9 protein-coding genes are annotated in these 13222 nt (G+C 67.5%); 3 read left to right on the forward strand and 6 right to left on the reverse strand.

Annotated features, from left to right (window positions below; genetic code table 11):
* Window positions 1-131 precede the first annotated feature (131 nt).
* The 3 genes from EV192_RS32680 to EV192_RS54230 all read left to right on the forward strand — a co-directional run bounded on the left by EV192_RS32680 (window position 132) and on the right by EV192_RS54230 (window position 4835).
* Window positions 132-2960 (forward strand): choice-of-anchor D domain-containing protein, encoded by a 2829-nt coding sequence (locus EV192_RS32680; RefSeq protein ID WP_132122313.1) that lies wholly within the window; start codon window positions 132-134, stop codon window positions 2958-2960.
* A 2-nt stretch (window positions 2961-2962) separates the two neighbouring features.
* Window positions 2963-4573 (forward strand): lectin, encoded by a 1611-nt coding sequence (locus EV192_RS32685; protein ID WP_132122315.1) that lies wholly within the window; start codon window positions 2963-2965, stop codon window positions 4571-4573.
* Window positions 4574-4682: 109 nt separating this feature from the next.
* Window positions 4683-4835: a hypothetical protein gene (locus EV192_RS54230; RefSeq protein ID WP_165960743.1), complete on the forward strand. Its 153-nt coding sequence runs from the start codon at window positions 4683-4685 to the stop codon at window positions 4833-4835.
* Here the strand turns inward: EV192_RS54230 and EV192_RS32690 are convergent, their stop codons facing one another.
* From EV192_RS32690 to EV192_RS56950, 6 genes are all read right to left on the reverse strand, one after another.
* Window positions 4836-6278 carry an MFS transporter gene (locus EV192_RS32690; protein WP_132122317.1) on the reverse strand — a complete coding sequence of 481 codons (1443 nt, stop codon included), beginning with the start codon at window positions 6276-6278 and terminating at the stop codon, window positions 4836-4838.
* Window positions 6275-6664 carry an SDR family oxidoreductase gene (locus tag EV192_RS55005; RefSeq protein WP_207926324.1) on the reverse strand — a complete coding sequence of 130 codons (390 nt, stop codon included), beginning with the start codon at window positions 6662-6664 and terminating at the stop codon, window positions 6275-6277. The genes EV192_RS32690 and EV192_RS55005 overlap by 4 nt, the downstream gene beginning before the upstream one ends.
* Before the next feature lie 121 nt (window positions 6665-6785).
* Window positions 6786-8243 (reverse strand): CHAT domain-containing protein, encoded by a 1458-nt coding sequence (locus EV192_RS57500; RefSeq protein ID WP_424923406.1) that lies wholly within the window; start codon window positions 8241-8243, stop codon window positions 6786-6788.
* A 1237-nt stretch (window positions 8244-9480) separates the two neighbouring features.
* Window positions 9481-9873 (reverse strand): hypothetical protein, encoded by a 393-nt coding sequence (locus tag EV192_RS32705; protein WP_132122321.1) that lies wholly within the window; start codon window positions 9871-9873, stop codon window positions 9481-9483.
* A 6-nt stretch (window positions 9874-9879) separates the two neighbouring features.
* Entirely contained in the window at window positions 9880-10113 is a 234-nt protein-coding gene (locus tag EV192_RS32710; RefSeq protein ID WP_132122323.1) for a hypothetical protein, read from the reverse strand.
* Between the two features lie 172 nt (window positions 10114-10285).
* The gene (locus EV192_RS56950) at window positions 10286-13177 is read right to left on the reverse strand and encodes a Clp protease N-terminal domain-containing protein (protein WP_132122325.1); all 2892 of its coding nucleotides are present in this window, start codon (window positions 13175-13177) and stop codon (window positions 10286-10288) included.
* Window positions 13178-13222: the final 45 nt, after the last annotated feature.

Genomic DNA, 13222 nt, shown 5'->3' on the forward strand with positions numbered 1-13222 from the left:
TATTGCGTCATTGTATCTGGTGGGTTACCGTCGCGTGAGCGCCACCGCCAACCCTGCCGCCCGGCCGGTGACGTGATCGAACACGCTCTTTTTGTTGGCCCTGTTCGCCCCCCTGCGAGAAAGAGCAGCGAATGTTCGGCGCAGCCCACTGTTCACCCAGGCGGGCCCGCTTCGGCGAGCTCGCCGCCGGCATCGTCCTTGCTGCCGGCGTCATCGTCCTGACGGCCGCTCCCGCGGCGGCGGCCGCGACCGGCGGTGCCGGCGCCACCCTGCCGTACGTCGAGGTGCAGGCCGAGAACTCGTCGACCAACGGGACGGTCATCGGCCCGACCGCCGACTACAACACCCTTGCCGCCGAGGCTTCCTACCGCAAAGCTGTGACGTTGCAAGGCGCGGGCAAGTTCGTGGAGTTCACCGCGCCGGCCGCGACCAACTCGATGGTCTTCCGGTACAGCATTCCGGACACTTCCTCCGGCTCGGTGTACACCGCGCCCCTCTCGCTCTACGTCAACGGCACCAAGCAGGCCAACTTCACCCTCACCAACGCCTACAGCTGGTACTACGGCGGCTACCCGTTCACCAACTCGCCGGGCAGCAACCCGCACCATTTCTACGACGAGACCCACCGCCTGTTCGCGACCACCTACCCGGCCGGCACCAAGTTCCGGCTCCAGGTCGACGCTGAGGACACCGCGTCGTCGTACACGATCGACTTCGCCGACTTCGAGAACGTCGCCGGCGCATCGGCCCAGCCGTCCGGCGCTGTCTCGGTGACCAGCAAGGGCGCCGACCCGACCGGCGCCGCGGACTCGACGGCCGCGTTCACCTCGGCGATCGCCGCGGCCGGGGCTGGTGGCACGGTGTGGATCCCGGAGGGCACGTTCCGGATCCCCGGCCACCTGATCCTCAACAACGTCACGGTCAAGGGCGCGGGCATGTGGCGGTCGACCGTCGTCGGCGCCGCGCCGGGCTTCTACGGCAACAGCGCGCCGACCGGCAGCGGCGGCGTGCACCTGGCCGACTTCGCGATCTTCGGCGACGTCCAGGAGCGCGACGACGGCGCACAGGTCAACGGCGTCGGCGGCGCGCTGAACAACTCCACTGTGGACCGTCTGTGGATCGAGCACATGAAGGTCGGCGCCTGGATGGACGGCCCGTTCACTGGCCTGGTGTTCACCGGCATGCGCATCCGGAACGTCACCGCCGACGGCGTCAACTTCCACGACGGCGTCACGAACTCCAAGGTCACCAACAGCGACCTGCGCAACCTCGGCGACGACGGCCTGGCGACGTGGTCGGACCAGAACGCCGACAGTGGCGACTCGTTCGACCACAACACCGTGCAGTACCCGATCCTGGCCAACGGCATCGCCATCTACGGCGGCCACGACAACTTCGTCACCGACAACCGGGTGATCGACGCCGGCCTCACCCAGGGCGGCGGAATCCATGTGGCGCAACGCTTCGCGTCCACCCCGCTCGGGCGTACGGACGTGTTGCGCAACACCGTCATCCGGTCCGGCAGCCTGGACCCCAACTGGAACTTCGGGGTCGGCGCGCTGTGGTTCGACGCCCGGGACGCCGCGATGACCGGCCTGACCAACGTCGACGACATCGTCATCCAGCAGAGCCCGTACGAGGCCATCCAGTTCGTGTCCGGCTCGTCGGTCAGCAATGTGAAGATCACCAACGCGACGATCCAGAACACCGGCACGTGGGTGGTCCAGGAGCAGGTCGGCGGCTCGGCCACGATCAGCAACAGCACCGCCACCGGCACGCAGGCTCCCAGCCCAGTCTACAACTGCGGCGTCGGGTTCACGTTGACCGACGGCGGCGGCAACTCAGGGATCTTCGCGCCCACGCAATGCCAGAACATCACCAGGCCGGCGTTCCCGCCGTACCTGCCGGACAACGGATCCCGGATCGCGATCAGCCCGGCCGCCCTCGGCTTCGAGTCCGTGGCTACCGGCACGTCGAGCGCGCCCCAAGCCGTCACGGTCACCAACAGTGGTACCGCGACCGCGCCGGTCGGCTCGATCGCCACGACCGGAGACTTCAGCCAGACCAACAACTGCGGCAGCGGCATCGCCGCGGGGGCGTCGTGCACCGTCAACGTCACGTTCACCCCGGCTGCGGCAGGTAGCCGCACCGGCAACCTGTCCATCACCGCGTCCGGCATCGCCAACAATGTTCCGCTGACGGGCACCGGAGTGGCTCCGGGGCCGGTGCTGAGCCTGAGCCCGAGCGGCTTGTCCTTCTCAGCAACGGTAGTCGGCAACACGACGCCCGCACAGACAGTCACGGTGACCAACACAGGCACCACATCAGCGACCATCTCCGGCGTCAGCACGACCGGTGACTTCAGCCAGACGAACAACTGCGCCACCTTGGCGGTCCACGCGACGTGCACGGTTTCGGTCACGTTCAAACCGACCACGACTGGAACCCGTAACGGCAGCATGACGATCAACAGCAACGCCAACAACAGCCCGACGGCGACATCTCTCACCGGCAGCGGCATCGACGCCTCCACCAACATCGCGCTGCACGCGCCGGTCACGGCGAGCAGCCAGGTGAACGGAACATTCGTGCCGTCGAACGCCACCGACGGCGACGCGAACACGTACTGGGAGAGCGCCAACAACGCCTTCCCGCAATGGGTTCAGGTCGACCTCGGCAAGGCGTACAGCATCGGCACGATCACGCTGAAGCTGCCGCCGTCGACGGCCTGGGGCACGCGCACGCAGACCCTGTCGGTCCTGACAAGCACCGACGGCTCGACCTTCACCACCGCGGTCGGATCGGCGAACTACACGTTCACCTCGCCGGCCAACGTCGTGACCATCACGGTCCCGGCGACCAACACCCGCTATGTGCGTCTCACCATCACCGCGAACACCGGCTGGCCGGCCGGGCAGGCCTCGGAGTTCGAGGTCCACCCGAGCGGACAAGGAGGGTGACCATGGAGATGTCCCGCAGGTCCCTGCTCACCTCGGCGCTGGCGGTCGGCGCGTTCCCTCGCCTGTCGGCGGCCGCCAGCACACCCGGCGACGTGGTCGGCAAGATCACCGTGGGCTACCAGGGGTGGTTCGCCTGCGCCGGGGACGGCGCGCCGATCAACGGATGGTGGCACTGGGCCCAGAACTGGTCCCAGTCGCCGTCGCCGGGCAACACCGCCATCAAGAGCTGGCCGGACATGCGCGACTACGGCCGCGGTTACCAGACCGCGTACGCCAACCTCGGCAACGGCCAACCGGCGACCCTGTTCTCGTCGTACGACCAGCAGACCGTCAACGTCCACTTCGGATGGATGCAGCAGAACGGCTGCGACACGGCGGCCTTGCAGCGGTTCAACCCCACCGGTGGCGAAGGGCCGACCCGCGACGCCATGGCCGCGAAGGTCCGCGGCGCGGCCGAAGCGACCGGGCGCAAGTTCTACATCATGTACGACGTGTCCGGCTGGCCGACCATGCAGCCGGAGATCAAGGCGGACTGGACGAACAAGATGTCCGCGCACGTGTCGTCGTCCGCGTACGCCAGGCAGAACGGCAAACCGGTGGTCGGCATCTGGGGCTTCGGCTTCAACGACGACAACCATCCATGGGACGCGAACACGTGCCTCGACGTGGTCACCTGGTTCAAGAGCCAGGGCTGCTACGTGATGGGCGGTGTGCCCACCTGGTGGCGCAATGGCACGAACGACTCACGGCCGGGATTCCTCGATGTCTACCACGCGTTCAACATGAACTCACCGTGGATGGTCGGCCGGATCGGCGACGCGGCCGGCTCGGACTGGTTCTACACCAACGCGAACGTGGGTGACCAAGCGGACTGTAACGCCAACGGGATCGACTACCAGCCCTGTGTGCTGCCCGGCGACCTGCAGATGCGCCACCGCGCCCACGGCGACTTCATGTGGCGCCAGTTCTACAACATGGTTCGCCTTGGCGCGCAAGGCATCTACATCTCCATGTTCGACGAGTACAACGAGGGCAACCAGATCGCCAAGACCGCGGAGACCGCTAGCGCGGTCCCGTCCGGATCGGGCATCCTCGCGCTCGACGAAGACGGAACAGCCTGCACATCGGACTACTATCTGCGGATCACCGCGGACGGTGGCCGAATGCTCAAGGGACAACTCTCCCTCACCGCCACCCGACCGACCCAACCGACCGCAGGCACCACCGGAACGGTCAGCCTGCGCTCCCGGGCCAACAACAGATATGTCAACGCCACCAACGGTTCGCCGTTGATCGCGAGCAGCACCGCGGTCGGGGTCGCCGAACAGTTCGACCTGATCGATCGGGGAAGTGGGTCCATCGCGTTGCGGGCCCGTTCGAACAACCAGTACGTGTGCGCGGAGAACGCCGGGACCCAACCACTGATCGCCAACCGCACAGCCATCGGCCCATGGGAGACCTTCCAGCTGACCCGCAACCCCGACGGTACAGTCAGCCTGACCGCCCAGGCCGACAACAACTACGTGTGCGCCGAGAACGCCGGCGCCCAACCGCTGATCGCCAACCGGACCGCGATCGGCACCTGGGAGAAGTTCGACCTGATCACCAACTAGGGCCTCATCCGTCGTGTGACGAACGTCAGCCGCGACTCGGTACGCGTAGCCCACTGGGCGGCTTCATTCGGCGGTAGCAACCGGTCGCCCCGCGGACGACAATTTCTGGATGACAGTTCGTCAACGGCTCATCCGGCTGGCGGCCGCGGTCGCAGCCGGTCTTCTCCTGGCGGCGGTGGTCGTCAGTTCGCCCGCTCCGCTGGCGGACAACACCTTGGCCTCGGACGGTCTCATCCACGCGCAACACGTGCGCTCGGACTGATCAAGAGACCATGACCATCGGGGCCTTCTCCCTGGTGTTGCCGATCCGCAGGGCCAGCAGCGCCGCGGCCGCCATGCAGATGCTGCCGACGAGCAGGGCTCGGTGATATCCAGCAGCCGACGCCTCGACCTGTGCGGTGCCGCCCGCGATCAGGTGGCTCGTGTGGGTGGTCGCGATGGCGGACAGGACGGCGAGGCCGAGCGCGCTGCCGACCTGTTGGGACGAGTTCAGCAACCCCGCCGCCAGGCCTGCCTTGTCGGCGGGGACGCCGGCGTTCGCGGCGGCGGTGATCGAGACGAACACCGGTCCCGCGCCCAGTGACATCACGAGGAACCCGGGGAGCAGGTCCGTCAGGTACGAACCGTCCAGCGGAACCCTTGACACGTACCAGATACCGGCCGCGGCGATCAGGCAGCCGACCACCACTACCGGGCGCGTGCCGATCCGCGTGATCAGTTGTGCGGCGACGCCGCCGGCCACAGCGAAACCCACGGTGATCGGGAGATAGGCGGCGCCCGCCCGCAACGGCGAGTAGTGCAGGACCTCCTGCATGTACAGCGTGGCGTAGAACAGCAGTGAGAAGAACCCGGCGAAGGCGATCAGTTGCGTCAGGTCGGCCGCGACCAGCCCCTTCACCCGCAGCACGGCGAAGGGCACCAGCGGGTTGCGGCTGCGCAGTTCGTTGACCACGAACGCGGCGGCCAGGACGGCCGATCCGGTCAAGGTCGCGACGGTCTGGATCGACCCCCAGCCCACGACCGGTGCCCGCACGAGGCTGTACACCAGCAGCAGCATCGCTCCGGCGAGCAGGACCGCCCCTTGCGAGTCGAAGGCCTTGCCATCGGTCCTGGCCGCGCGGTCCTTCGCCAGCAGGGCGATCGCCCCGACCGCCACCACGGCGCAGACCGGCGGGTTCACGAAGAAGACCCATCGCCATCCCGGTCCCTGCGAGAGCACTCCGCCCAGAAAGACTCCCACGGCTGAGCCGATCCCGCTGACGGCTCCCCAGGCTCCCAGGGCCATGTTGCGGTCCTTGCCCTCGCGGAAGCTGGTCGTGAGTTCCGACAGGGCCGCCGGGGCCATCAGCGCCGCGCCGATGCCTTGCACAAGCCGGGCGGCGACCAGGAGTCCGGCGGAGTCCGCCAGACCGGCGACCAGGGACGTCACGGCGAAGACCGTCAGGCCGATGAGCAGCATGCGGCGACCGCCGAGCAGGTCGCCGAGGCGGCCACCGAGCAGGAGGAAACCGCCGTAGGTGAGGACATAGCCGCTGGCGACCCACTGCAGGTTCGACGGTGCGAAGTTCAAGCTGTGCTGGATGGACGGCAGGGCGACGTTGACGATCACCGAGTCGACGATGTCGAGGAACTGGACGGCGCACAGCAGTGCCAACGTGAGCACGCCGACCCGCGATCGAAGGCGCAGGACTGGGAGTGTGTTCATGAGCGCTCCTGGACTGTCCCTCGACTGTCCACGACAGCGCCGGCCATCGACTTGCCCAGCGCACCCATCAGGCGGGTGCGCGCCGAGCGCGGGACGGTCAGCATCATGAGCCTGTTCATCCGCCCGCTGACCCGCACGGCACGGTTGGCCCGCAACGACTTCAGGGCGTCCGCCACGCACGCGTCCACGGACATGGCCAGCCGACCCATCGCCGTTCTGTCCGCGCCGAACCGGGCCAGCATCGGTGTCGCCGTGGCGCCAGGAAGCAGCACGGTGACGTTGACCCCACGCTCGGCAAAGCCCCGGCCGATACCGGACGACGCGCCCGTGACCAGGGCCCAGGGGCCGAATCGCGCGGGGTCGACAGCTGTGGACCAGGTTCCCATCGCCACCTCCTTAGTTAGTTGACTAACTTAGTCGCTGGGCGCCGCTTGTCAACTACCGGGCGCTGGGCGGTCAGCGGTTGTGCTCAGGCGTCTCCCGTCCGCCGTCGACCTGCGCTCCGGATCACGCGGCGCGGTCGAACTCCTTGTGGTTGCGACGGAACTGGATCGCGGGCGCGACGAAGGGGACATAGGCCAGACCGAGTGGGTTGCCGCGGGCGAGCAGGGCGATGCGCGCCTGTCGTACCGCGAGTCCGATGGGCAGCCCGTGGGCGAGGAAGCCGCGAAGGCATTCCTCGGCGAACTCGGCCGCGAGCGACTCGAACACGGTGATCTCGGTGCCGATCACGCCGCAGGCCCAGGCGTCCTGCACGAAGAAGCTGACGAACTCGATCGCGCTCTCCGGGGAGAGGTCCGTGGTGCGGCATCCGTTGAGGAACACCAGCGGGCGGTGCTCGGCCCACCGAATGCCTTTGTGGAACAGGTTGTCCGGGGTGATGACCGGTTCCGTCGTCCCTCGGCCGACCCGAAGGTACGGCACCGCGCGTTCGACGCCGCCATGGCAGTAGAAGTACACGACATGGGGTTGGATCTCGCGCAGCGCGTCGAACGTTTGGCGGCGGTTCTCGGCCAGCTCGATCCGCAGGCCCGGCAGCAGGTGGAGCAGGGCCGTCCGGTGTTCGTCGACCAGTTGGAAGTCGCAGTAGACCCCGCCGGTCAACCAGCCGCCGTCCCGACCGTCGAGATGGCTCGGCAGGCCGGCCGCGGGCCCCACCGACACCGGAAGCCCCAAAGCGTGCCGATAACCCCAGAACCCGCCGGGACACACCACCGTGTCATCAGGATCGTCGACCTGCCGGCAAGTGCCGCCGAAGCACGGCGCGCCCAGTACCTGCCCCGCGCGCATCGCGGCCTCGAAATCGGCACACACTTGAATGCGTGGTGCTTGGGTGTCCAAGGGCAGGTCGTAGAGCAGAGCCGCGGGGAGAACATGTTGGGCGCCGTCCCGCAGGGCGAACTGGACGTACCCCGGCCGCCGCAACGCCTTTCCCAGCGTACACGCCATATCGAACGCGCTGGTGCCGCGCGTCTGGCCGAGCCCACGCAGGAGCAGGTGGTGCAGCCGGAACCCGTTGACCGCCAGGTTGATCAGGTCACTGGTCAGTTGGGCGTAGGGGGCTGGCGTCGCATAACGGTAGACGAGCCCTTCGCGCCACGGTGTGTCGGTACCCCAGGCGACGCGTTGGAGCGCGGAGCGGGCCAGCTTGATCTGGGTGGCCAGTTGTCCGTCGCGGATCGTCGCTCCGGCGCACAGCAGTTCGGTTCCGCCGTCTGCCACGACGCGCAGTTCGTGGGTGCCCCGCCCGTCCCCTTCCAGGTGCAGGCTCGCGGCGTGCGCGATCGTGGTGTCCGCCAGCGAGGTCGCCGGGTCGGCGATCCGGAAGTCCACAACGGACCGCAACGCGTCCGGCATCCGCCGCGTCCGCTGGGTCACCATGACCTGGACGAGTCTGGACTGCACGAGCACCTGGTTGAAGTACAGGTTGCAGCGCAACCTGGCAGTGCCGGACCGGGCCGGCATGCGAACCGGGAACGCGAGCCTGGTCCCTGGCCAGTGGTCGACCAGGACGGGCAAGGGCTGGCGCAGGACCTCGGCCGCTCCTCGGGGGCGTAACCGAAGCTGTCCGACGGATGCTCCCGAGCGCAGTTCGACCTCGCCGGGGAAGTCGAACAAGGCGACGGTGACTGTCGCCTGTGCCGGCAGCTCGGCGGGCAGCGCCATCGGGGTACGCTCGATCGACCGCTGGTCGGCCGCGTCGATCTCCAGCCAGAAGAGGTAGTCCTGGCCCGTACAGAGGGTTTGGTCCGGCTCGAACGGCTCCCACGAGGCCGCCGGGTCAGCGAATCCGGTGTTCACCACGGCCTCGGGCTCGGCCGTCGGGGCCGCGCCGGACGGGATCTGGGCCATGGCTCCGGGGACGCTCGCTGGCACAGGCCTCGCGCCGCGGCCGGATCCGGCCTGCGGCATCGGCTGTTCGAATCGTGCGGGAAAGGCGTCAACGTGCGTGGCCTCTTGCGCATACGATTCAGGCGGTGCCGTCTGTACCGACGGGGGTGCGTAGCCCCCGCCGCGACCGAACACTACGTCATCCAACCCCCGCGCGACGTCGAGAGCCAAGCTGGCGTGCTCGATGTCGGGCTGGCGTAGATACCGTTGGAGCGCGGCCAGAACGCCACGGTGACCGATCCGGTACGCCAGCTGCCGCGCTGCCCGGAACTTCTGCCGTGCTCCGGAACCGTCCCGGCGCGACAAGGCCGACACGAGCTCACCCAGAAGGTCGACCAGCTGGGTGCGAGCCACCCACGCACGCAGTCTCTGTCGGGCCGCTGGATCAGGCTTGCCAGCCGTCGACCAGGTCACCGTGCGGTTCGCGATGGGCGAACCTTCCGGCCCGACGAGTTGGCACCGCAGATCGGTCGGGTCGTCAGGTCTCGGCGTGATCCACACCAAGGTCGACTCACGACCCGCTCTGGGCAGGACGCGCATCAGGTAGTAGCCGTCGTCGCGACGCGCCAGCGGCTCCCAATGCGAGGCGATCGTCGGAATCTGTCGGCGGATCAGGATCCGTGGTTCGGCCGTCCGGGGCCTGGCGAAGTCGAACCAGAGATAGCCGCCCTCAGCCGTTGATCCACTGTGGAGAGTCGACCGGACGGTCACGCCAAGGTACAGCCCCTCGTCCAGAGGCAGGACGATCGGATCGTACTCGACCTCGATTCCGGCTAGGGGCATCGCTCCACCCGGACGCTGTCACACGTCGTCATCCACGCACCTGCCCCTCCCCGTTGTCCCCCATCGCGCCTGGGTCCGGTCCGCTCGGGATCTGTTCACCGGGCGCCGGCGGCCTTCTGCGCCCGTCGATGAAGTAGTCGATCCCGAAGTTCCGCGACAGTGTGACGAGCACGATGAGAACAAGAAAATACCCGAAGAACCCCGCGAACAAACCAATGCCGTAGGCGCCGAAAAGATCGCTGCCGCTCGGAAAGATCGCCAACACCGCTCCGCCGCCGATCGCGCCGACCACGCTCACCAGGTCCGCGATCCGCACGGAACTCACGCGATGACGGTTGACGTGATACAGATACCAGCCCACCAGCGAACCGAATCCGCCAGCTCCCCACAACTGCAGGCTGGACGCCTCCTGCACCGACATGATTTGTCAAGCACCTCGATTCCGCCGCAACACGAACTGCCACACCGAGTGGGCCACCATGCCCGCGGCCGAAAAGCCGACCACCCAATACGGCCCCGGCACATGATTCACCAGAACCGGGATCAACGCGGCAAGCACCAGTGGACCCGGCCGCGACAGCGATCGTCGGTCTCCGCCCGACATCAGACCCAGCAGCCACCCGAAGGTGAGACCGAAACCGGCAAGCCCCAATCCCGCCATCCCACCCCACCATCGGATGTGCGCACCAGTGCGATACTTGTGCACGCCACCTGTGTATCGGACTCCTGAACAGTCCCCACCCCATGTCGGCGGCCCGACGGACATCGTTACGACAGCTTTTGCCCGGTTTTCTCCGCCACGATCTTGTTACGGCACGTGCCGACCGCGAATGTCAGTTCCCCGTTTCGGAGGTTAGGTCGAACGACTCCCCGGGGAACGATCCGGTGCTCAGCGGACGGCTGGTCAGTTGTGCGCGCACAGCAAGGCGGGTCTCGACGTCACCCAGTTCGCGCAGCAGCGTGGTCAGGGCTTCGTTGCTGGCGAGTTCGAGGAAGTGGGCGGGCAGTCCCCGCTCCAGGCGTTCCAGATTCGTGACAAGCTCGCCGCGCAGTTCGGGGGTACGGCCCGGGAGCATCATCCCGTGCCGCCGGAACACCCGGCTGGCGGTGGACCACCACGTGTCGCTGGCCCCTGGTGGGTCGGTCACGCGGGCACGGACTCCCGCGTAGTCCAGGAATTCCCCGATCGGGTCCGTCCCGGTCTGGCTGCTGACGAGCGACTCGTAGACGGCCGGGTAGAGGTGCTGGAGGATGATCACGATGATCAGCCGGCCGCTGCCCAGCGGTGGTTTTCGCCAGGCGGGGCTCAGCTTCTGCTGCAGGACGAAGCTGTTGATGATCCGCTTGATCCTTCTCGGGTTGCCCTCCGTGCGCTCCACCAGGATCTTGGTGACGGTCTTGTCCACGAACCCGTCGACACCCGCCTGCTTGGCATAGCTGTGCACCAGGTGCGCGGTGCTCGCCCGGTCCGGGACAGGGATCCGGTAGACGACCTGAACGATCTTCTCCAGGTAGGTCCGGCCCTCCCCCTCGCCGCCGCGGGCCGATGTCGAAACGCCGCGGGCCAGCACGGACAGGTCACAGCCGATCACGAAGATCACGCCCGTCGTCGCGAGGTAGAGCTTCACGGCCTCGCAGATATGGACCACGACGTCGTCGGAGCAACGGTCCAGGTCGTCGATGAACACCACCAGGTTGCGGCCGGCTCGCAGGCCGGACTTCTTGGTCCAGTCCTCGAGGATCTCCTGGATCCAGTTCCGCAGTTCGTTGCGTGACTTGGCGTTCACCTCGAGCTTCGCCCACAACTCGTCCGCGAGCCGGGAGACGCCGAAGAACCGGGCCGCGACCGAGAACCCGAAGCGGAGAAAGGCGAGGGTGTGGCGGCCTTTCGACAGTTTACGGATCCACCGCCGCAGCAGCCGCGCGTCCAGCTTCGCGATCACGGACTTGATGAGCGAGTCCAGCGCGTTCTCACCCCGCGCCGTCCACGCGTTGAACGACACCTGCACCAGGCTGGGGCTGTCCGGCAACGCAGCCTGGATCTGACGCAGCAAAGTGCTCTTGCCCGCGCCCCACCCGCCGTCGACCGCCATGACGAACGGCGAGGGAGTGCGGATCAGGATCGAGGCGATGCCCTCGGCGGTCTCGGTCGTGCCCAGGAGGTCACCGGCGACGTCGGCGACGGGCTGATCGTTGAGGAGGTTGTACCCGTTCTCGTCGGCGGTGGGTTCCTGGTAGGTCTCCGCCTCAGGCGACCAGGTGTCGCGAATCGTGTCGGCGGGAATCCCGGTGTCCTCGGCCACGACCTGGATGATCTCGTCCTCGTCGACCGACGGGACCACGTCGATATCGTCGCTCTGCCACCGCTGCTCGTGCTGCGTCTGCTGACCGAGCAACTGCTTTTCCTCGTCCCGCATCAGCGCGGCGGCCTCGAAGTCCTGCGCCTCGATCAGTTCTTCTTTCTGGCGGCGCACGTCAGCGATCTTCTCGTCGAGCTCGCGCAGGTCCGGCGACCTGGGCATGCGGCGGATGCGCATCCGGGCACCGGCCTTGTCGATCAGATCGAGCGCGCTTTCCGGCAGGGGCCGGTCCGAGACGTACCGGCTGGCCAGGGTGACCGCCGCGACAAGCGCCAGGTTGGTGATGGACACGCGGTGGTGTGCCTCGTACCGGTCGCGGACACCTTTGAGGATCTCAACGGCTTGCTCGAGCGTCGGCTCGCCGACCTGGATCGGCTGGCAGCTACGGTCCAGCGCGGGGTCCTTCGCCACGTACCGGTGGTACTCGTCGGCTGTGGTGGCGCCGATGACCTGCAGTTCGCCGCGAATCAGCATCGGCTTGACTATCGACCGCGCGGCCGACAGCTGGGGGTCGGCGTCCGTGCCGAGGAGGGTGTGGATCTCGTCGATGAACAGGATGACATCACCACGCGTCCGAATCTGTTTGATGGCACCCCTGATGTCCTCGGCCGACCCGGCGGCCAGTGAACTGACGTCGAGGGTGCAGAGCTGCTTGCCCCTCAGCGTCTCGGGCACTTCGCCCCGCACGATGAGCCAGGCGAGACCTTCCACCACCTTGGTGGCCCCGACGCCGGGCTCGCTGACGAGCACGGGATTGTTCTTGGTCCGGCGGGACAGCACCTGCATGACCCGCTCGATCTCCTGCGAGCGGCCGATCACCGGATCCAGCCTGCCCTCCCGGGCACTGGCGAGCAGGTTGCGGCCGAACTGGTCCAACACCAGCGACGAGGACGGCGTGCCCGCCCCCTCGGAGCCCAGCTCGGCCTGCTGGTACCCCGACAGCAGCTGTAGCACCTGCTGGCTGACCCGGTTCAGATCAACACCGAGCTTGACCAGCACCTGCGCGGCCACACCCGCACCCTCCCGGATCAACCCGAGCAGGATGTGCTCCGTACCGATGTAGTTGTGCCCGAGCTGCAACGACTCCCGCAGCGACAGCTCCAACACCGTCTTCGCCCGAGGCGTGAACGGGATATGCCCGCTCGGACCGTGCTGACCCTGGCCGACGATCTCCTCGACCTGCTGCCGCACACCCTCCAGCGCGATCCCCAGCGACTCGAGCGCCTTGGCCGCGACACCCTCATTCTCCAGGATCAAGCCCACGAGGAAGTGCTCGGTGCCGATCTGGTCGTGGTTGAGCAGCCGGGCCTCTTCCTGGGCCAGGACAACCACCCGCCGCGCGCGGTCGGTGAACCGTTCGAACATCCGCTACTCGATTCCCAGGAGCCTGGTCGGATGACGTCAACGTTC

The organism is Actinocrispum wychmicini, assembly GCF_004345645.1.
GTDB lineage: Bacteria > Actinomycetota > Actinomycetes > Mycobacteriales > Pseudonocardiaceae > Kibdelosporangium > Kibdelosporangium wychmicini.

Bases quoted from the DNA above. Each gene is read 5' to 3' on its own strand.
- EV192_RS32690 (WP_132122317.1), bottom strand. From the start codon at position 6,278: ATGAACACACTCCCAGTCCTGCGCCTTCGATCGCGGGTCGGCGTGCTC.
- EV192_RS57500 (WP_424923406.1), bottom strand. From the start codon at position 8,243: ATGCCGGCCCGGTCCGGCACTGCCAGGTTGCGCTGCAACCTGTACTTC.
- EV192_RS54230 (WP_165960743.1), top strand. From the start codon at position 4,683: ATGACAGTTCGTCAACGGCTCATCCGGCTGGCGGCCGCGGTCGCAGCC.
- EV192_RS32680 (WP_132122313.1), top strand. From the start codon at position 132: ATGTTCGGCGCAGCCCACTGTTCACCCAGGCGGGCCCGCTTCGGCGAG.
- EV192_RS55005 (WP_207926324.1), bottom strand. From the start codon at position 6,664: ATGGGAACCTGGTCCACAGCTGTCGACCCCGCGCGATTCGGCCCCTGG.
- EV192_RS32685 (WP_132122315.1), top strand. From the start codon at position 2,963: ATGGAGATGTCCCGCAGGTCCCTGCTCACCTCGGCGCTGGCGGTCGGC.
- EV192_RS32710 (WP_132122323.1), bottom strand. From the start codon at position 10,113: ATGGCGGGATTGGGGCTTGCCGGTTTCGGTCTCACCTTCGGGTGGCTG.
- EV192_RS32705 (WP_132122321.1), bottom strand. From the start codon at position 9,873: ATGTCGGTGCAGGAGGCGTCCAGCCTGCAGTTGTGGGGAGCTGGCGGA.
- EV192_RS56950 (WP_132122325.1), bottom strand. From the start codon at position 13,177: ATGTTCGAACGGTTCACCGACCGCGCGCGGCGGGTGGTTGTCCTGGCC.